The organism is Aquibacillus albus (assembly GCF_016908325.1).
Taxonomy (GTDB): domain Bacteria; phylum Bacillota; class Bacilli; order Bacillales; family Amphibacillaceae; genus Aquibacillus_A; species Aquibacillus_A albus.
In genome coordinates this window covers 61424-82224 of the sequence record NZ_JAFBDR010000004.1, presented here as the reverse complement: position 1 = coordinate 82224, position 20801 = coordinate 61424, and the positions used below count along the sequence as shown (strand labels likewise).

General features: G+C 37.9%; 18 protein-coding genes. 16 read left to right on the top strand and 2 right to left on the bottom strand.

Annotated elements, in window-relative coordinates:
• Window positions 1-246 precede the first annotated feature (246 nt).
• The 5 genes from JOC48_RS05140 to JOC48_RS05120 all read left to right on the top strand — a co-directional run bounded on the left by JOC48_RS05140 (window position 247) and on the right by JOC48_RS05120 (window position 6032).
• Complete coding sequence (locus JOC48_RS05140; RefSeq protein WP_204498003.1) at window positions 247-2547, top strand: glycoside hydrolase family 3 C-terminal domain-containing protein; 2301 nt, start codon at window positions 247-249, stop codon at window positions 2545-2547.
• 337 nt (window positions 2548-2884) lie between these two features.
• A complete protein-coding gene (locus JOC48_RS05135) occupies window positions 2885-4276 on the top strand; it encodes an MFS transporter (RefSeq protein WP_204498002.1) in 1392 nt (463 codons plus the stop codon).
• A 149-nt stretch (window positions 4277-4425) separates the two neighbouring features.
• Window positions 4426-4908, top strand: a complete 483-nt coding sequence (locus JOC48_RS05130; protein ID WP_204498001.1) for a DUF2975 domain-containing protein — start codon at window positions 4426-4428, stop codon at window positions 4906-4908.
• Window positions 4909-4918: 10 nt separating this feature from the next.
• Complete coding sequence (locus JOC48_RS05125) at window positions 4919-5146, top strand: helix-turn-helix domain-containing protein (protein ID WP_204498000.1); 228 nt, start codon at window positions 4919-4921, stop codon at window positions 5144-5146.
• A gap of 67 nt (window positions 5147-5213) precedes the next feature.
• Window positions 5214-6032, top strand: coding sequence for a DUF817 domain-containing protein (locus JOC48_RS05120; RefSeq protein WP_204497999.1), 819 nt, complete (start codon window positions 5214-5216; stop codon window positions 6030-6032).
• A 145-nt stretch (window positions 6033-6177) separates the two neighbouring features.
• On the opposite strand, the gene JOC48_RS05115 is transcribed toward JOC48_RS05120, so the two are convergent.
• Complete coding sequence (locus tag JOC48_RS05115; protein WP_204497998.1) at window positions 6178-9075, bottom strand: alpha-L-rhamnosidase; 2898 nt, start codon at window positions 9073-9075, stop codon at window positions 6178-6180.
• Window positions 9076-9221: 146 nt separating this feature from the next.
• On the opposite strand from JOC48_RS05115, the gene JOC48_RS05110 reads away from it, so the two are divergent.
• The 4 genes from JOC48_RS05110 (at window position 9222) to JOC48_RS05095 (ending at window position 13566) form a co-directional block, all read left to right on the top strand.
• Complete coding sequence (locus JOC48_RS05110; RefSeq protein WP_204497997.1) at window positions 9222-10454, top strand: helix-turn-helix domain-containing protein; 1233 nt, start codon at window positions 9222-9224, stop codon at window positions 10452-10454.
• A gap of 95 nt (window positions 10455-10549) precedes the next feature.
• Entirely contained in the window at window positions 10550-11881 is a 1332-nt protein-coding gene (locus tag JOC48_RS05105; protein ID WP_204497996.1) for a glycoside hydrolase family 30 protein, read from the top strand.
• Between the two features lie 144 nt (window positions 11882-12025).
• Entirely contained in the window at window positions 12026-12334 is a 309-nt protein-coding gene (locus JOC48_RS05100) for a PTS sugar transporter subunit IIB (RefSeq protein ID WP_204497995.1), read from the top strand.
• 128 nt (window positions 12335-12462) lie between these two features.
• A complete protein-coding gene (locus JOC48_RS05095) occupies window positions 12463-13566 on the top strand; it encodes an alpha/beta hydrolase (protein ID WP_204497994.1) in 1104 nt (367 codons plus the stop codon).
• Window positions 13567-13632: 66 nt separating this feature from the next.
• Here the strand turns inward: JOC48_RS05095 and JOC48_RS05090 are convergent, their stop codons facing one another.
• Window positions 13633-14145: a hypothetical protein gene (locus JOC48_RS05090; protein ID WP_204497993.1), complete on the bottom strand. Its 513-nt coding sequence runs from the start codon at window positions 14143-14145 to the stop codon at window positions 13633-13635.
• Window positions 14146-14311: 166 nt separating this feature from the next.
• On the opposite strand from JOC48_RS05090, the gene JOC48_RS05085 reads away from it, so the two are divergent.
• The 7 genes from JOC48_RS05085 (at window position 14312) to JOC48_RS05055 (ending at window position 20789) form a co-directional block, all read left to right on the top strand.
• On the top strand, window positions 14312-14608 hold the full coding sequence (locus tag JOC48_RS05085; protein ID WP_204497992.1) for a metal-sensitive transcriptional regulator: 297 nt from the start codon (window positions 14312-14314) through the stop codon (window positions 14606-14608).
• Between the two features lie 21 nt (window positions 14609-14629).
• Complete coding sequence (copZ, locus tag JOC48_RS05080; protein ID WP_204497991.1) at window positions 14630-14842, top strand: copper chaperone CopZ; 213 nt, start codon at window positions 14630-14632, stop codon at window positions 14840-14842.
• Window positions 14843-14920: 78 nt separating this feature from the next.
• Window positions 14921-17356 carry a heavy metal translocating P-type ATPase gene (locus JOC48_RS05075; protein ID WP_204497990.1) on the top strand — a complete coding sequence of 812 codons (2436 nt, stop codon included), beginning with the start codon at window positions 14921-14923 and terminating at the stop codon, window positions 17354-17356.
• A gap of 238 nt (window positions 17357-17594) precedes the next feature.
• Window positions 17595-17837, top strand: a complete 243-nt coding sequence (locus JOC48_RS05070; RefSeq protein ID WP_204497989.1) for an SHOCT domain-containing protein — start codon at window positions 17595-17597, stop codon at window positions 17835-17837.
• A 192-nt stretch (window positions 17838-18029) separates the two neighbouring features.
• Window positions 18030-18758 carry an urease accessory protein UreH domain-containing protein gene (locus JOC48_RS05065; RefSeq protein WP_204497988.1) on the top strand — a complete coding sequence of 243 codons (729 nt, stop codon included), beginning with the start codon at window positions 18030-18032 and terminating at the stop codon, window positions 18756-18758.
• 39 nt (window positions 18759-18797) lie between these two features.
• On the top strand, window positions 18798-19508 hold the full coding sequence (locus JOC48_RS05060; protein ID WP_204497987.1) for a cytochrome c biogenesis CcdA family protein: 711 nt from the start codon (window positions 18798-18800) through the stop codon (window positions 19506-19508).
• 75 nt (window positions 19509-19583) lie between these two features.
• The gene (locus tag JOC48_RS05055; RefSeq protein WP_204497986.1) at window positions 19584-20789 is read left to right on the top strand and encodes a F510_1955 family glycosylhydrolase; all 1206 of its coding nucleotides are present in this window, start codon (window positions 19584-19586) and stop codon (window positions 20787-20789) included.
• Window positions 20790-20801: the final 12 nt, after the last annotated feature.

Genomic DNA, 20801 nt, shown 5'->3' with positions numbered 1-20801 from the left:
TTTTACTAATAACTTAAACAATTAAGAGGCTTCTCATTATTGATTGTTACAATTTTGAAGGCCTCTTTTTTATTGGCTAGTAATTCTATGTTAATAGTAATTTGTAATTTTTAATGACTACACTAATGAAACGGGTATTAATAAAACGATAAAATAATTAAAAAAATACAATTTTTATTTGCATGTAAGCTTTATAATACTCTACATAGAAAGCGTTTACCGATTTCTTTTTTAGGAGGCAGGACAATGAGTAGAGATATAAAATCAATTATTTCACAAATGACATTAGAAGAAAAAGCAGGGATGTGCTCTGGATTAGACTTTTGGCATTTAAAAGGTGTAGAGAGGCTAGGAGTTCCTTCTGTTATGGTTACGGACGGACCGCATGGGTTGCGTAAACAAGCAGAGGATGCGGATCATTTAGGTTTAGCGAATAGTGTACCAGCGACCTGTTTTCCTTCTGCTGTTACATTAGCTAGCTCATGGAATAAAGAATTAATGAAAGAAGTTGGTGTAGCTTTAGGGGAAGAATCTCAAGCAGAAGATGTAGCAGTTATCCTCGGACCAGGAGCTAACATTAAACGTTCTCCACTTTGTGGTCGTAACTTTGAGTATTTTTCAGAGGATCCATTCCTATCATCAGAAATGGCAGCAAACCACATCCTTGGTGTACAAAGCCAAGGGGTAGGAACTTCGTTAAAACACTTTGCTGCGAATAATCAAGAGCATCGTCGTATGTCAACGAATGCAGTGATCGATGAAAGGACACTACGGGAAATCTATTTAGCAAGCTTTGAAAATACGGTTAAAAAAGCACAACCATGGACAGTGATGTGTGCGTATAACAAAATAAATGGCGAATTTGCATCAGAAAATAAAAATCTATTAACGGATATTCTTCGTGATGAATGGGGATTTGACGGTTTTGTCGTTTCTGACTGGGGAGCTGTCAATGAAAGAGATAACGGTTTAGAAACTGGATTAGACTTAGAAATGCCAGCAAGTAATGGCTTAGGAGAGAACAAAGTCATGGAAGCTGTGAAGAGCGGCAAGCTAGTCGAAGAAAAACTTGATTTAGCAGTGGAACGAATTCTAAAAATCATTTTTATGGCTGTAGACAATAAAAAAGAAAATGCAACGTATGATAAAAAAGAACACCATCAATTAGCAAGAAAAGCTGCTAGTGAGGGCATGGTTCTTTTAAAGAACGAGGACCACGTACTACCTTTGGCAAAAGATAAAAAAGTGGCGGTTATTGGAGCATTTGCTAAAAAGCCTAGATATCAAGGCGGCGGCAGTTCCCATATTAACCCTACAAAAATCGACAATGTATTTGAAGAGATTACAAGTCTAGTAGGCAACGATGCCCAGGTGAACTATGCTGAAGGATATCACTTGCACGATGATCAAATGGATGAACAGCTAATAGAGGAAGCGAAGCAAGCAGCTACACAATCCGATTCAGCTGTACTATTTGTTGGCTTACCAGATCGTTATGAGTCAGAGGGTTATGACCGTGTGCATTTGAATATTCCAGAAAATCACCGAATCTTAATCGAAGCAGTGGCTGAAGTACAACCGAACGTAGTGGTTGTCCTAAGTAATGGTGCTCCAATTGAAATGCCTTGGCTTGATAAGGTTAAAGGTTTACTTGAAGGATATTTAGGTGGACAAGCAGTTGGTGGAGCTGTTGCCGATATTTTATATGGAAATGTCAACCCGAGCGGAAAGCTTGCGGAAACATTCCCGATAAAAATAAGCGATAACCCGTCCTTCCTTAACTTCCCAGGCGAAGGAGACACGGTAGAATACAAAGAAGGCATCTTTGTCGGATATAGATATTATGATACAAAGGAAATTGAACCATTATTTCCATTTGGATATGGGTTAAGCTACACGAATTTTACGTACAGCAACTTACAGATTAGTGAAAAGCAAATCAAAGATACCGATACAGTAGATGTGACGGTTTCTGTTAAAAATACTGGGGAAATAAAAGGAAAAGAGACGGTGCAATTATATGTAAGAGATGTAGAAAGTAATGTTGTTCGACCTGCAAAAGAATTAAAAGGGTTTGAAAAAGTAGAATTAGAGCCTGGTGAAGAAAAATCGCTAATATTCACATTAGATAAGCGTGCTTTTGCTTATTACAATGTTGATTTACAAGATTGGCATGTCGAAACAGGTGAATTTGAGATTTTAGTCGGAAAATCATCGAGAGATATTGTGCTAACAGACACAGTTTTTGTAGAATCTACGGTTCCAGTGCGTGTAACAGTGCATCGAAACACGCTAGTAGGTGACTTGATGGCAAATCCAACACTTGCACCATTAGCAACCGAGCTATTAAAAGAAGCAAATAAAAACAATCCGCTCATGGATGTAGCGGACAATAATGAAGATATGGCAGAGATGATGGAAGCAATGATGAAGTACATGCCGTTACGTGCATTAGCAAACTTCAGTCAAGGTCACTTTACAGAAGAAATGCTTACAGAGATGATCGATAAGTTAAATCAAGCTAGTAAGGAACAAGTAGTTCAATAGATTAAATTAATCTTTACGAGTGTTTATAGGGAGGAATTAAAACGCAAATAATCCTCCCTATAAACACAGTTATTGTAAGAAAAGGATTCTGTAAAATGCGAAATTTGTCATAATTTTTAAAAAATAAAAGAATGATTATAAAATTACTAGTATTATTAAAAAAGTACCAAAAATAGAAAGCTAGAATAAGTAAACTAGCACCATAGGTAATAGTAAACGTTTTCGAACTCCACAAACGTTAATAATACTTTTATCTGTTTTATATGAAAAAAGAAAGCGCTAATCAGTAGTAAATTTGAAAGCGTTTATAAACAGCAAGGAAAAGGGAGTGTTAACCATGGCAAAGCCAGCACAACAAGTAGATTCCTTTAACAATCAAGGAAACAATGGGAAGATTGGTTTTACGGAAAAATTAGGTTATGGTTTCGGTGATATGGCTAGTAACATCATCGTAACAGCTGCAACGTCCTTTCTAACATTTTTCTACACAAATGTTGTCGGTGCATCAGCTGCCGCGATTGGTACCATTATGTTACTGTCAAGAATTTTTGACGGTGCAACTGACTTAGGAATGGGTGTTCTAATCGATAAGACAAAATCGAAACACGGGAAAGCTAGACCATGGATCTTATGGATGGCTATTCCAATGGCAATTATCACCATATTAACCTTTGCCGTACCACAAGGTTGGAGTGAAACAGGGAAGCTCGTCTATATTGCAATTACGTATAATTTATTATTCCTAGTTTATACTGCCATTAATGTTCCGTATGGCACACTGAATTCAATGATAACGCAAGATCAGCATCAACGTTCTATCCTAAACTTATTTAGAATGAGTATGGCTCTGGCAACAGCAATTATTATTACAAATGTTACGATGCCAATTGTAAACGTATTCGGTGGAGGTCAAAGCGGTTGGGTGATCGCATTCGCTATTTTCTCAGCTGTCGGTGTCGGTTTATTCTTAATCACATTCTTTACAACAAAAGAAAGAGTTCGTCCAGCTCAATTAGAAAGTGCAAGTACTAATATTCCGATGAAAGAAGGTATAAAAGCATTATTTAAAAATAAATATTGGGTGATCATGGTAATTATTATGGTGACAGTATTTGTATTCTTTGGTGTCATCACAGGTGTAACGATTTATTATGCACAATATTTGTTAGGTGATCCAGGACTTGTAGGTCTGTTAACAATGGTTTTATTAATCCCAGCAGTTGCGGCAATGTTTGTCCTATCTCCCATCTTAAAAAAGTTTGGAAAAAGAAATACAATGATGGGTGGATTAATCCTCATCATTCTTGGAAGTCTATTAATGCTAGTTAATCCAGAGAACTTAATCCTTATCTATGTTGCAACCGCTTTACGAGGTATCGGTTTTGCTCCATTAGTCGGTACAATCTTCGCAATGTTAGCAGATACAATCGAGTACGGCGAGTGGAAAACAGGTCTTCGTACAGAAGGTTTAGTATATAGTGGTGGTAGTTTTGGTACAAAAGTTGGTGGCGGTCTTGGTTCTGCATTAATTGGGTGGATTTTAGCAGCAGGTGGATTTATCAGTGATGGCAATGCTACGCAACCAGAATCAGCAATATTTGCAATCCAATTCATGTTTACATGGGTGCCAATTATCATAAGCGCGATCATGTTACTAATTTTACCTTTTTATAAATTAGATAAAATGTACCCACAAATTGTGAAAGACTTGCAAGAAAGAAACAGCTAATTAAGAATGTAGAGCATTTCTCTGTAATGAGGAATGCTCTTTATTTTGTTTAATACAATAATATTTTTACTATATTAAATAAAAATTTATTGTTAATCGATAAAATATGTGTTAAATTCAAATGGATAACAAATAAAGTGAGGTGCGTTATGAAACGAGGATCAACACTTTTTTTAAAGATAGCTGTTATTTTTATTGGAATGCCAGTTCTTGCTTTGTGCATATTTTTAGTGCCTAAGATAGCGGATTTTGGAGCAGAATTATATCCAGAAATTGCTTCTATGAAATATCTCGTTTCCATCGATTTGTATGCAACGGCCATTCCTTTTTACTTTGCTTTGTATCAAGCTTTTAAACTATTAAGTTACATTGATAAAAACATTGCTTTCTCGGAATTATCTGTCAGAGCTTTAAAGAAAATAAAACTCTGTGCAATTGCAATCAGTATCATGTATGTGGTAGGCATGCCACTCTTTTATCTCATTGCGGAGAGAGACGATGCCCCAGGTATCATATTAATCGGTATGGTCATTATTTTTGCTTCAATGGTTATCGCAGTATTTGCTGCTGTACTCCAAAGACTTTTAAAAGAAGCCATTAATATAAAATCAGAAAATGATTTAACGGTCTGAGGTGAATAACATGGCAATTATCATTAATATAGATGTGATGCTGGCAAAAAGGAAAATGAGCGTAACAGAACTTTCGGAAAGGGTTGGAATAACAATGGCTAACCTTTCTATATTAAAAAATGGAAAGGCAAAAGCAATTAGGTTTTCAACGTTAGAGGCGATTTGCAAGGCTTTAGACTGTCAACCTGGAGATATTTTAGAATACCGAAGTGATGAAGATATCCAAGATCAAGATTAGTTAAGCGGGATATTTGAGAAAGGGAAAGAAAGTAATCCATGAATCAAATTCATAAAAGGGGATACTTATGAATTTAACTATTCAAAATGATTCTCAGAAAAAAAGTATAAATTACAGGAGAGTATTAAAACAGTTCGTACGTTTTGGTTGGGAGCAGGCCTTATCATGTTTATTTCCTGTCGTTATTTTTGCCTCTTTGGCTTTCACACAAATTATATCACTTCCCTTCCTGCCTCGGTATGACTGGCTGCTCATCATCTGCCTTCTGATGCAGGTGTGGATGGTGCGATCTGGGCTTGAAACACGGGATGAACTAAAGGTTATCACATTATTCCACCTTATTGGGCTTGCTCTTGAACTTTTCAAGGTACATATGGGCTCCTGGTCTTATCCAGAGGAAGGATATTCTAAAATCTTTGGAGTGCCTTTGTATAGCGGATTCATGTATGCAAGTGTAGCGAGTTATCTTTGTCAGGCGTGGAGGAGGCTTAAGGTTGAACTCGTTAAGTGGCCGCCGTTTTTGGTAGTTGTACCCCTTGCGGCTGCGATTTATTTGAATTTTTTCACACACCATTATTGGATTGATGTTCGATGGGGCTTATCAGGACTTGTAATGATTGTCTTTTGGCGATCATGGGTCACATACGAGGTGAATGAAACGCGTTACCGTATGCCACTTGCACTTTCTTTTGTGCTTATCGGATTTTTTATATGGATAGCTGAAAATATTGCAACGTTCTTTAGTGCTTGGGAATATCCAAGCCAAACCGATGCATGGAGTCTCGTTCATCTAGGAAAGGTGAGTTCATGGCTTTTATTGGTGATTGTTAGCTTTCTTATCGTAGCGACGTTGAAGCGGGTTAAAAGGAAAACTCCATTAGGATAGACACTACTTTTTCATTAACAGATGCTTTAGTGTAACAACCAAATGTTAAATTATTAAACAACGCTTGGATAAGAATTTATTTCTATCCAAGCGTTGTTCATGTTGGTATGTTATTTTAAGTTTTCTACATGGGCAGCCCATACAATTATAATTTAATATTCTTTAATTTTTCATCCAGCTTAGCAAATTTGTCTTCTGACACAAATTGAGAAATGATCGGCATCGTTAGAAAATCTCGAATTGGTGTTTCCAGGTTTTGTTTTTTAGCTATTTCGTTATGGGCAATCTCCGGTAATTCTTTGTAAAAAATTTCTCGTGCTTGATTATTCCCTAGCAAATCTTTAATCGAGCTCTTCGAACTATAAGACAGCTGATAAGATTTTTTCGGTGTGTAATCAAAAACATAGGTGCCAGGTACAAGCTCGCATTTTACATTTTCTTTTGCTTGTACTGCATCCAGGTTAGTTCTGGAAAGGGCCTCTCCATTAACCTGTACCTCTTCCAAGTTAGCATGTGGCAGGACTAACTCAGCAGTTGTATCAAATGGAACGACAAAGCTAAAGATTAGCGATCCATCGGCTTTTAATTCCCAGCCGCTTTCGATATAGCCAGAAGCCGATTCTACCGAAGCTTTCGCATAGCTTAGTTGACCGTTCGGTTTTGGTGTGAGCGTCATTTTTTGGAATCCTGGTGACTGTTCGGCTGGATTAATCCCGCACATATGACGATACATCCATTCTGCAATAGATCCGTACGCATAGTGGTTCAGCGAGTTCATTCCAGTGCCGCTGATGCTGCCGTCTTCTAGTACAGAGTTCCATCTTTCCCAAATCGTAGTCGCCCCTTGTTTTACAGCAAATAGCCAGCTTGGATAATCTTCATTTAATAATAACGTGTAAGCAAAGTCATTTAAACCATTTTCGGATAATACATGACATAAATAAGGCGTTCCTACAAAACCAGTATTTAAGTGTAGACCGTCATCTAGCAGCTTTACTTTTAGATCTTCTATTAATCTAGGACGTTTGGATTCTGGGATTAAGTCCATGTACAATGCTACAACCATAGCCGTTTGTGTTGGAATTGCGCTGCTTCCATTTGCTGTAAAGTATTCATTGTAAATGGCTTCCTTAATCTCTTCAGCAAGCTGGTTGTATTCCTTTTCGATAGCAGTTTTGCCTATGACGTTGGCTGCTTTCGCTACAAGCGTTGCTGAATAACAATAGTAGGCTGATGCAATATAGAAGGGATCTGTCCCACCCATAAGTCCAGCAGGATCCTTGCCATCTAATGCTAACCAGTCACCAAAGTGGAAATTCACTCTCCACAATCGGTTTGAACCAGTTTCATCATCTAACCTTTTAATGTAATCGACCCAGTCTTTCATTGTATCGAACTGTTCTTCAAGTAATGCCTTATCACCGTAATGCATATACAGTGTCCATGGGATGATCGTTGCCGCATCTCCCCATGCTGCAGAGCCATTTCCGGTTACAAAACCAGGGTCATTCTCGGGCTTGATGGTTGGCACGATAAATGGAACGGATCCGCCAATTCGTTTTTGTTCTTCGCGTAAATCATACATATATTTGTTATAAAAAGCAGGGGAGTACATGTTATAACAAGCAGTTGAAGCAAAAATTTGAGCATCTCCTGTCCAGCCCATACGCTCATCTCGCTGTGGGCAATCGGTTGGCACATCAAGGAAGTTACCTTTTTGCCCCCACATCGCATTTTTAAACAACTGGTTGACGAGTGGATTGGATGTCTCAATTCTTCCTGTTTCCTCAATATCACTATACATAACACAGCCGGTAAAATCATCGATACTAATGTCTTCTGGAAAGCCAGTTAGTTTGACATAACGGAACCCATAAAAGGTGAAATGCGGCTGGACTTCTCGTTCACTGCCATCGGAAATATAGGTGTATTCTGCTTTTGCTGTCCGTAAGTTTTCGTTATAGAAATTACCATTTTGCAGGATTTCTCCATATTGAAGTTTTAATTTTTCATCTTTTGCAGCTTTTGCTTTAAAGCGCACCCATCCAGTCATGTTTTGACCTAAATCAAGTACGGTTTCTCCTGCTGGTGTGTGAATGATTTCGATTGGTTTTCTTTCTTCTTTAATTTTGACCGGCAAGCTTAAGCGTGCTTGAAATTCTTCAGTATCAACAGTCGTCTCGTGTACACCTGTCCAATCACTGTCATCGAAATTTGCGGTTGACCAGTTGGTTCTTTCTTTATTTGCATCATAAACTTCTCCATCATAAATGCCGCTAAACGCAATTGGAGATGCAGCACTTTTCCAGTCTCGATCACTGCCAATCACTTTTGTTGTACCATCAGCTAATGTGACGACTAGTTCAACGATTGCTGCGAATGTATCACCATATAGTTCATGATAGCCGCCATCAAAGCCGAATCGACCTTTGTACCAGCCATTTCCTAACATAATGCCAATCGCATTGTCTCCATTCGTTAATAAATCTGTTACATCATAGGTTTGATATTGCAACCAGAAATCATAGGCGTTAAAGCCTGGAGCAAAGTATTCATCACTAATTCTTGATCCGTTAATTTCAAGTTGATAGATTCCTAGACCGCAAACATAAGCTCTGGCAGTTACAACATCGCTAGGTAACGTGAAATTTTTTCGTAGTAATGGGTGGACTTCCTTATCAAGGTCAGGGGTAATCCATTTTCCTTGCCAGGATTCGTCTATTTTTCCAGTTTCAAACCAAGCAATCGAACTAGTAGCCTGTTCGTCATGCTCTCCCCAAATCGTCACTTGCCAGTAATAACGGGTTCGCGGCTTCAGTTGAATATCCGGTTGAAAAGCTAAACGATTGATATCGTCTCGTTTTCCACTATCAAAAATGATATAAGTTAAATCTGCATCTGTTGCAATCTGTACTTGCGCTGCTGATTGAAATAATGATTTGTCCGTTTCTTCTACTTTCGTAACCCAGGATAGAGTTAATCGATCATATTCAAATCCTAGTGGGTTTTCCATTTGGTTTGTTCTTAATTTAGTTATTTTCATAGGGAACCTCCTGCATTTCCGCTAATTGATCATCATTGGGTAGCGCTTTCTTTGTTCTAGTATAACGTAAATCGAATAGATTTTATGGTGTAATCCTTATATTTTTTGTAGAATATTAATATAGGCGTATAAAGGAGAATGGTAGCATGTTACCGAACAGTGAACATTTAAATTATATATGTAAGATCATCAGTCAATCTTATGACCTTCCTGTTTTTTTATTAGATAAAAATGGGAAGCTGCAATTTGAAGCTGCTTCTAATTTTGTAGAAAATCCCTTGCTGCAATCCAAAGAAGAATTGCTGAATCAATTGTTTAATCCAAATGATAGCGGCGAATTTCCGATTATCCGAATCACGAGTTATTTAGAAAATTTTATATCAATCGCTTTAAAAGATAGGGCTGGTTTTAGTGGTTCGATTTTGGTAGGTCCGATTATTGATTCTCGTTTAACAGAAGAGATGCTGGAAGCGCTGATGAGGGACCTAAATATCTCAAGAGATAAAAAAGAGGAAATCGTTCCATATTATAAGGAACTACCAGTAAAGAGTAAAATGAAGATTATCTATATAAGTCTGCACTTGTATTATATGATCTATCAAAAGCCGCTAGATCCCGCGGAAGTAATTGAAAAAAATAGAAAAATCAATAAGAATTATGTTGAAATAGAAGATCCGAATATTAGTATTTCCGAGAGGCGTCAGGATGTACGGCTACACCATGACATTATGTATGAAAAGAAAGTGCTGCAATGTATTGTAGAAGGTAAAAAAGAGGAAATTGTTCAGCATTGGCGATCATCGGGAGAATCAGGCGAAGTCGGGGTACTCTCAAAGAAAAGCCATCTAAGAAATAAGAAAAATCTTGGTGTAACTGTTATAACACTTGCAACACGAGCTGCCATGGAAGGTGGCATTCACCATGAAGTTGCTTACACACTTAGTGATTTATATATTCAGAATTTAGAAGAACTAAAAAATAGTAAAGATGTCGAAAATTTTATCGAATATGTATTAGGTGATTTCGCCGAACGTGTACAGAAAAACAGGCAGTTAAATTATTCAAAACCGATAAATAGTTGTTTGAACTACATCTTTAACCATTTATATGAGGAGATTAGTTTAGCTACACTTGCTGATATTGCTGGGGTTCATCCTAATTATTTATCTTCTATTTTTAAAAAAGAAGTAGGAATCAATATAAAAAATTACATTCTGAATGAGAAAGTAGAAGAGGCAAAAACATTAATGCGGTTCACGGATTATTCTTTATTAAAAATTTCAACGCTATTAAATTTTCATGATCAAAGCTACTTTACAAAAACCTTTAAAAAATTTGCTGGTTTAACACCAAACCAATATAAGAAAAATCCGAACTAACATTAAAATAGTACAAAATAGATTAAAATAAAACCATTCAATTCATGCCAGATAAGGTAGTATGAACGTATGATAGTTTTTGGGAGGGTGGGAGTATGAGCCATACTATTCAATGGTACTCAACATCAAAGCAATCGTATTGGAACAATAAGTCACCGATTGCAGAAGAAAGTAACAAACCAAACTTAACGATCATTGACAATGAATATCAAACCGTCGGTAGTTTTGGGGGCTGTTTTAATGAGTTGGGATTTGAGGCGTTAAAATACTTAAGTGGTGAGGACAGAGAGCAGGTTTACTACGATCTTTTCCACCCAGAAGGTGACCACAAATTTACGATGTGTCGTTTACCTATGGGCGCAAGTGACTATGCATTGGAATGGTATAGCCTGAATGAAACAGATGGGGACTTTTCAATGGAGCATTTTTCGATTGAAAGGGATAAAAAATATTTAATTCCTTATATAAAGGAAGCACTAAAGCATAATCCTGACTTAAAACTGTTTGCTTCGCCTTGGAGTCCTCCGACTTGGATGAAAACGCCAAAAGCTTACAATTATGGAACGTTGCGTTGGGAAAAAGAAGTTTTGGAGGCGTATGCATTATACTTTGTTAAATTTGTTCAAGCATATAAAGAAGAAGGGATTACCATTCACCAAGTCCATGTCCAAAATGAAGTGGTTGCAGATCAAAAATTCCCTTCGTGCGTATGGACTGGAGAGCAATTACAAGAATTTATCCGTGATTATTTAGGACCTGCTTTTGAAAAGCATAACCTTGATACGGAAATTTGGCTTGGAACGATTAATGCTCCAGAACCTTGGCAAGAGTTGATGAGTGATACGACATCAGACTACGATGTGTTTGCTGGTACTGTCTTGAGTGACCCGGAAGCTTATAAGTATATTAGTGGAGTCGGCTATCAATGGGCTGGCAAGTATGCGATTCAGCGCACAAGCCAAAGCTACCCGGAATTAAGCTATTCGCAAACAGAAAATGAGTGCGGCAATGGTAAAAACACATGGAATTACGCGAAGTATGTGTTTAATTTATACCAACACTATTTTTCAAACGGCGTAAATAATTATATTTATTGGAATATGGTGTTAGAGCCAAATGGCCGTAGCACGTGGGGATGGGAACAAAACAGTATGATTACGGTAGATCCTGAGACGAAGGAAAAAATCTATAACCCTGAGTACTATGTGATGAAGCATTTTTCTCATTTTGTTTCACCAGGATCAAAGCGACTAGGGCTAACTGGACCTTGGACTGGAAATGCACTTGCCTTCCAAAAGCCGAATGGTAAAAAAGTAGTTGTAATTGCGAACCCATTTAAAGATACCCGAACACTTAATCTATCAGATGGAAACCAAACACATACGTTTGAACTAGAACCAGAATCGTTTAACACGATTATGTTGTAAGGGGTCTGTTGTAAGGGGTCTGACCCCTCTTGTGGACATTTGTCCTCTGTGGGTGGACAGTCCCTTGTCTCATTCTTAACCTGTCGACAAAATAAGATGAAAATCGTGTGGTGCCAGCCACCGTTAAAAGGAGTGATAGTCATTATGAAAGAATTAGTTGTAGTTTGTACCATGGGGATTTCTACGGCTTTTACTGTAAGAGATATGTTGAAAAGTGCTAAATCAAAGAAGTTAGATATAAATATAAGAGCGTTAGCATTGGACAATTTATATGAAACGATAGAATCAGATTCGGTAGATTTAGTTTTATTAACACCTCCACTTGCATCACAGTACAAACAGATTAAAGAAAAGGTAGAAGATAAGGTTCCTGTTGCCATGGTTAGTGGAGAATACTATGTTAAATATAACGGAGAAGCGATATTGGAGGAAGCACTAGATTACTTGAAATAATCCTCCTTTAACAATGGGGAAGTAAATGGGACAGGGGACTGGTTCTATGCCCATTCTTCATCTTGCTGACAAAATAAGACAAAATTCGGATGGTGGCAGTACCGTCCAAAAATTCGAGGTGGTAGCCGATGAATTATTCCGAGATATTAGATGCATTAGCTAAGCAGAATAATCTAATGGAAGAAGAAGGGGCCAATATTATCTTTAAAAGGTCTCCTGAGCTTAACAAAGGTGAACTAGATCCACTAGTTTTAGCTGAAAAAAGGAAAGAAGAAAGTGAAGATAATCCTTTTGATGTCCCACAAGACGATTTACTAGATCCTGCAAAACTTGCGATAGAGTTACGTAAACGAATGGGTTCACCGAACATAGACTTATCGACAAATATTATGGAATCAGATGACGCGTTTGAAAATGAAGGCAGTACGATTAACTTTCATATTTATAAACCGGAAGATCAGAAGGACCATTTATTACCGGCCTTTGTATTTTTCCATGGCGGGGGGTTTTTTGGTGGAACGCCTGGTGTAGTAGCAAATGCGTGTAAAGGAATTGCAGAAAAAACACCTGCTGTCGTCATCAATGTTGATTATCGTTTAGCTCCTGAGTATCCTGCTCCGGCAGCAATTCACGATGCTTATGAAGCTGTGAAATGGGTAAGTAGAAATACGTCAAAATTAGGGATTGATCCAACTAAAATTATAGTTGGGGGAGATAGCGCAGGTGGAAATTTAGCGATTGCAGCCTCAAAACTCGACCGTGAAAAGGGCTCTAATCTTATAGGAATGCAGGCATTATTATACCCTGCTGTCTGTATAGACCCAGAAAAAAGCGTAGATTTTGCTTGGCCTGCTGAAACGTATCATCCACACCCAACATTTAAACCAAAGTTACAAGAATCTCTAGTTGGTTTTTCTGGTAGTATGTATTTAATAAAGGACGTCTATGTAAAAGATGAAGACCCTAGTGATCCAATCTTTTCCCCTATTTTTGAAGCCGAGTTATCCCAAATGCCAGCAACATTTTTAGCCATTGCAGAGTTCGATTATTTAAGACCTTCAGAAGAAAAATATGCTGCAAAATTACGAGAAGCTGAAGTTCCAGTTACAAGTATTTGTTATGAAGGAATGGAACATGCTTTTATAGACAAGTATGGGATCTATCCTCAAGCAGAGGATTGTGTGAATGAAATAGTAAAAATGATTCATTCTGTTTTTGAATTGGCAAATTAAGGGACAGAGGGACAGGTTCCTTGTCCCTCGACAAAATAAGACAAAACTCGGGTGGTGCCAGCACCGTTAATTTAATTTTTCAAATACAACAAAAATCACCCCAAACAACCCGATTAATGTTAGAGGATGACTTAAATAGTGCTTGTCTTCATTATTAATCATGTTGTGTATCATTTTAAATAGTAGAAGTATTATGGAAATAAACATAAAAAACATGATTTTTAGGATTGTTGAGTGATAGTCTGGCGCAATCATTTCTCCAAGCATTGCTCCCATTAACCCGCCCATTAGCCCGGAAAGTAATCCATCTAGGACTGCCATGATACTGACAGGTAATCCAGTTACAAAACCGGTACCCATTCCGATAAGCATCCCTGCTAGGCTAGACATGAATAAATTGCCTGAAAACAAAATCCCAAAAATAACTCCAATCGTTAAGCCAACATTCATCCCCATCGCCATGGCAATCATCATACCCGCCATACAAGTGATTCTTTTTCTGTTATGAATAGTCCTTATGATTACAATTAATGTGAAAATGAAAGTTAAAGCAATAACTACGAGTACTAATGCGTTCATTTTAATACTCCTCTCTTCTCTTGTCCTAGATGTTCACATAAGTAAAATATGACCATAAATCGGCGAATACCACTCATCTTTGAAAATAATTCTGCTTTTAAAGGGAAAGATAGTTGAATAAATGTTTTTATTATGTTTATATATACATAAGGGGGGTATAGTATTTATGGGTGAGAATAATGAAACATATAAATACCATGATCATAAAGATAAACTTCTGAAAAGGCTGCGAAGAATGGAAGGCCAGGTTCGTGGTGTTCATCGAATGGTAGAGGAAGACCGCTATTGTGTAGAAATCCTATACCAGCTTGCAGCTATAAAAGCAGCAACGAATAAAATCGGGCTTGAGCTTATTGAAGATCATACAAGAGGCTGTGTAGCAAGAGCCGTTAAAGAAAAAGAAGATAATGGTGATAGCCATATACATGAATTAATGGAAGTTTTTCGCGCATTTTCGAAATAATTAATAGGGGAGGTGACATGAATGGCAGTCGAAACAAAAACGTTAGACGTCAAAGGCATGTCCTGTGGGCATTGTGTCAATGCAGTTGAAAGCTCTGTAAATGAGTTAGATGGAATTGAGACGGTAAATGTTGATTTATCCGCGAATAAAGTGACTGTTTCGTTCGACGATTCCAAGGTACAACTGGAAAAAGTAAAAGAAGCAATTGAAGAAGCCGGTTATGATGTAGCATAGTTTAAGGAGCCAGTTTATAAACCTGGCTCAACCCCCTTTCCTATGGCTACACATCTTATTCAAAAGGTGGGTTTTATAATGAGTGAAGAAGCTAAAGTACTTGATTCAAAAGAAGAACAAATAACTCTCGGCATCACTGGCATGACCTGTGCGGCTTGTGCCAATCGTGTGGAAAAAAAACTATCGAAGGTCGAGGGTGTCCGTAGTGCTGGCGTCAATCTTGCAAGCGAAAAGGCGAGTGTGACATACGATTCTAATCAAACATCGGTTGAAAAATTAATGGAAACCGTTAAAAAAATCGGCTATGGCGTGCGTGAAGAAAAGACTACCTTAGCAATTACTGGCATGACCTGTGCAGCATGCTCGAATCGGGTTGAAAAAGTGCTTAACAAAGTTGACGGTGTAGTCCATGCAAACGTTAATCTTGCAAATGAAAAAGCCAATATCGAATACATTGCTGGCCAAACCAATATGGATCGATTGATTGCTGCCGTTGAAAAAGCTGGATATAATGCGAAAGCAGATAGTGATGCTGATGTGGATACTGAAAAAGCAGCACGTGAGAAAGAATACAAACAGCAAAGAAACAAATTTCTGCTAGGAGCATTGCTTTCGATATGGTTTTTACCACAAATGATTTCTGATCTACAAATGCAATATGGATTTAATGTAGGATTTCAATATCACATCAATCCATGGATTCAATTTCTATTAGCAACACCGGTCCAATTTTATGTAGGTGGCCATTTCTATCGAGATGCTTTTCATGCGCTTCGAGGTGGAAGTGCTAACATGGCAACATTAGTCGCTTTAGGAACATCAGCGGCGTATTTTTATAGTCTAGCTGTTGTTCTTACAGGTGCTAATACAGGACTTTATTTCGAAGCTGCAGCCATCATTATTACGTTGATTCTTCTCGGTAAACTGCTTGAAGCACGAGCAAAAGGCCAAACATCAGAAGCGATTAAAAAGTTGATAGGATTACAAGCAAAAACCGCACGGGTAATCCGTGATGGGGACGAGAAAGATGTTCCGATTGAAGATGTTGTCGTAGATGATGTGATTTTTGTAAGAGCAGGTGAAAAAATACCAGTTGACGGTGAAATTATCGAGGGAAGTAGTTCAATAGACGAATCGATGCTTACTGGAGAAAGCTTGCCGGTAAGTAAAGAAGTCGGTGATTCTGTAATTGGTGCTACGGTTAATAAACACGGATCATTTACATTTAAAGCAACCAAAGTAGGTAAAGATACTGCCTTGGCTCAAATTATTAAGCTGGTGGAAGAAGCTCAAGGCTCAAAAGCTCCAATTCAGAAGCTAGCGGATAAAATCTCGGGTATATTCGTGCCAATTGTGATTGGGATTGCAATGGTGACATTTATCATCACTTATTTCATAGCTGGCTTTACACCAGCTCTTATTAGTGCTGTTGCCGTTCTGGTTATCGCCTGTCCTTGTGCACTTGGTTTAGCTACACCAACAGCAGTCATGGTAGGTACTGGTAAAGGCGCGGAGAGTGGTGTTCTCATTAAAGGTGCAGAACACTTAGAAAGTGCACATCGTGTGAATACGGTTGTTTTAGATAAAACGGGAACTATTACAAAAGGTGAACCAGAAGTAACGGATATTATTCCAACAGAAAAATTTCAACCAGACGAGGTTCTTCGACTAGCAGGTTCTGCTGAAAGAGGATCCGAGCACCCCTTAGGAGAAGCAATTGTTAACCGTGCAAAAGAAAAAGGTCATTCATTAAGTGATGTCACTGCCTTTTACGCAATACCGGGGCATGGTATTGAAGTGAAGGTCGATGGGAAGCACCTCCACATTGGTAACAAAAAATTGATGGATCAACAAGGCATTGCGTTTGAATCACTCGTAAATAAGATGGCACAACTAGAAGGGCAAGGGAAAACGGCTATGCTGATGGCGGTTGATGGAGAACTAGCAGGTCTGATCGCTGTTGCAGATACAGTGAAGGAAACCTCAGCAGAAGCCATTGCAAAATTAAAGGAAATGGAAATTGAAGTAGTCATGATCACCGGTGATAACCAACGGACCGCAGAAGCGATTGCCAAGCAGGTTGGCGTGGACCGCGTGTTAGCGGAAGTACTTCCCGAAGATAAATCTGCAGAAGTGGAGAAACTGAAGAAGGAAGGAAAAGTCGTTGCAATGGTCGGTGACGGTATTAATGACGCTCCTGCTCTAGCTGCTGCAGATATTGGGATTGCGATTGGTACAGGAACAGACGTAGCTATTGAGGCCGCAGATGTTACACTAATGCGTGGCGACTTACTGGGTATAGTTGATACGATCCGTTTGTCCAAAGCAACGATGCGTAAAATCAGACAAAATCTTTTCTGGGCATTTGCTTATAACAGCCTTTTAATTCCTGTTGCAGCTGTTGGGTTGCTTAATCCAGTGCTGGCAGGTGCTGCAATGGCATTTAGTTCTGTTTCCGTTGTTACCAATACGTTGTTTTTACGTAGATGGAAGCCTGTTCGAGAAACTGGATAATAGATGAATGAATAGAGTTGAGGTTACTCGTAATAAGAGTAGCCTCTTTTTTGTAACGATACATTTTGTAAGGCTCAGATATGGCTAGATCTATGTAGTGGAAATGCTTGAATCTTCAAAAAAACTACACAATTATTGTTTAAACTTTTAGTTGAATGGAGGTGGAGGAAACACGTTTACTTATTAATTTTTATAAGTACATGGTATTTGACATAGAAAGGTAGGAGGTAGATTTATAATGATGAATGGTTTCAATTGTGATGGCATGGGTTTGTCTATGATGTTTGGTGGCGGGATCTTCATGTTATTGTTTTGGGGGTTAATTATTGCACTCGTCGTTTATCTCGTTAGAAATTCATCTCGGAAAAATTCAAGTAACAACACTGATAAAGCTGTAGATTTACTGAGGCAACGGTATGCACAAGGAGAAATAAGTTCTGAAGAATACAGTGAACGTTTAAATAGATTGATGGATCAATAATTCGGTCAAAATAACGGAGGAGGGAAGTAGTTCCCTTCTCCCCTTTTAAAATGAGAGATTCAGAAAACACTTTGCATTGCTTATTACGGAGTACAGGGATAAGGAAATGTTAAACCACATAAATTCTACACATTTATAGCGTACAATATATATTTGATCATTGCTTAGTACGGTTTAGTTGGAGGATAAACGATGTATCAATTTTTTAGTAATATTAGTAATCTAATAAGCAGTCCTTTTTTTAATTTAGCAAATCAATGGGAGGGCACTCCATTACTGTCAGCCCTTTTATTAGGTTTTGTCGGTGCAGTAGCTCCATGCCAATTCACCGGCAATATAGGTGCAATTACATTATACGGAAATCGATCGCTTCAAAAAGATATACCATGGATTAATATTTTTTTATTTGTACTAGGAAAAATTGTTGTTTTTTCCGTGTTGGGATTGATTGTTTGGTTGATTGGTAAGGAGTTCCACGCTAGTTTTACACAGGTTATTCCTATTATGCGAAAAGCAATCGGACCGCTACTAGTTGTTATAGGAATTTTTATGGCCGGCTTTATTCGTATGCGCTGGACATTAAATCTATGGAAAATTCCTGAGCGATATTTGTCCGATAGTAAAATTGGAAGCTTTTTGCTAGGTGTTAGTTTTACGTTAGCATTTTGTCCTACGATGTTTATTTTATTTTTTATGACACTAATGCCAATCGTTCTATCAACATCCTACGGGGCTGTATTACCATTCATATTTGGATTAGGTACATCAATCCCCTTTCTTTTTGCCATATTCCTTATTTGGTATTTCGAATTAGGCGGAAAGTTTATGAAACGAGGAAGAAAGTTTGGGAAAGTCATCCAACGAGTGGCAGGTTGGGCATTAATCCTATTAGGGGTTCTTGACACGATGACTTATTGGTAAATCATCGAATGTTACCTTTTAAAAAAAGTGGGGGATAAAATGGGAGATGTCACAATAGTATTAGCTTTTACAGCAGGCCTGTTATCTTTTATTTCACCCTGTTGCTTGCCGTTATACCCGGCATTCTTATCTTATATAACGGGTATGTCCATCGATGAATTAGAGAATGGAAAAGGGATTCTGCAGAAACGAGCATTTTTGCATACAATCTTTTTTTTAATTGGTTTTTCGATTATTTTTATTGCATTAGGATTTTCGACCTCTCTATTGGGCGAAATATTTATTTATTATGGAGATTTGGTTCGACAGCTTGGTGCGATTTTGATTGTACTTTTAGGTTTTTTTATATTAGGAGTATTTAAACCTTCATTTTTGATGAAAGAAAAACGAATAACACTGAAGAATCGGCCAGCAGGATATCTTGGTTCAAGTCTGATTGGTTTTGCTTTTGCTGCAGGTTGGACACCTTGTACGGGCCCGATTCTTGCTGGGATTATCGCTTTAGGCGTTTCGAATCCAGATCAAGCTCTATTTTATATGGTCGCCTACGTTCTTGGTTTTTCGATTCCATTTTTGTTCATGTCGTTTTTTATTGGGAAAATGAAATGGATAAAGAAATATAATCAGCTTATTATGAAAATCGGTGGGGCGACTATGATTGTCATGGGAGTTTTCTTATATTTTGATTGGATGTCAAAGTTAATTACGATTATTTCTAACAGCCTCTTTAATGGTTTTACTGGTTTTTGAAGTTGATTTAAGGTAAAGATGAGTAATAAAAGGATCATTTAAAGTATAATTTTGCTAGGAGTGAAACATGCAATTATGAAAAAAATATTAATTTTAGGCATTATTCTATTTTCTATACCTTTTAAAGTACTTGCACATGGTACGGAAGAGGAACATGCATTGGAACAAGCAGTTAATTATTGGAGCTATGGTTTAATTGCATCACTAGTAGTGCTCGTTGTTTTTCTTGCCTTGTTTTTACTAACAAAACAGAAAGCAAGCAAAATTAGCATGAAAAATAAAGCGAATCGGAAAAAACATCAAACATGGATCGCCAAAGCAAACATCTATAAATGGGTCATGTATGGTTCAATTGTATTAACCGTTCTGTTTTTAATCATGACAAATATTACAAATGAGCCTGGATATCTAGCAAATGAACTGGATGGAACAGCACAAGATAGTGTTCATGAAGGAAAGGAAGAAAAGGTAAGTTTTAGACATATCCATGGGCTTGGTTATTCGAGTGACGGAGAAGAAGTTTATGTTCCTGCCCATGATGGGTTAAGAGTATTCAAAGATGGAGAATGGACGATTCCACCAGTAGGCGAAAAACATGATTACATGGGTTTTTCTATGTTTAAAGATGGATTTTACAGTAGTGGTCATCCTGCACCCGGTTCAGATCTAGCCAATCCACTAGGGATTGTGAAAAGTACCGATATGGGAGAAACGATTGAAATGGTTGATCTATATGAAGAAATTGATTTTCACGGGATGACAGTAGGCTACGAAACAGAAGATATCTATGTCTTTAACCCATCAGAAAATTCACGGATGGAGCAACCAGGGTTTTATTATTCTACCGATCAAACAGATACGTGGAACCAAGCACAGTTACAAGGACTAGAAGGACAAGCTACGGCGTTAGCTGCACATCCAACAAAATCTGGTACAGTTGCAATCGGAACAGATCAAGGTGTTTTTCAGTCGGATGATTATGGTGATAACTTCCAAAAGCTGTCTGTGTCTGATGCTGTATCGGCTGTTTCTTTTGACCATCAAGATAATCTAATGGTTGCCACGGATGAAGGAGAGCTTATTCAGGTAAATTTAGCCTCGGGTGAAGGAAATGAATTAAGCATTCCTGATTTAGCAGGAGATGTCATCACCTATATCAAACAAAATCCTGTGACTAGCGATTCACTCGTTCTTGCCACTAGTGAAAAGGACATCTACTTTTCAGAAGATGGTGGAAAAACGTGGGATCAAAGTGTTCATGAAGGTGTCGCACAAGAATAGAAAATGCAATCA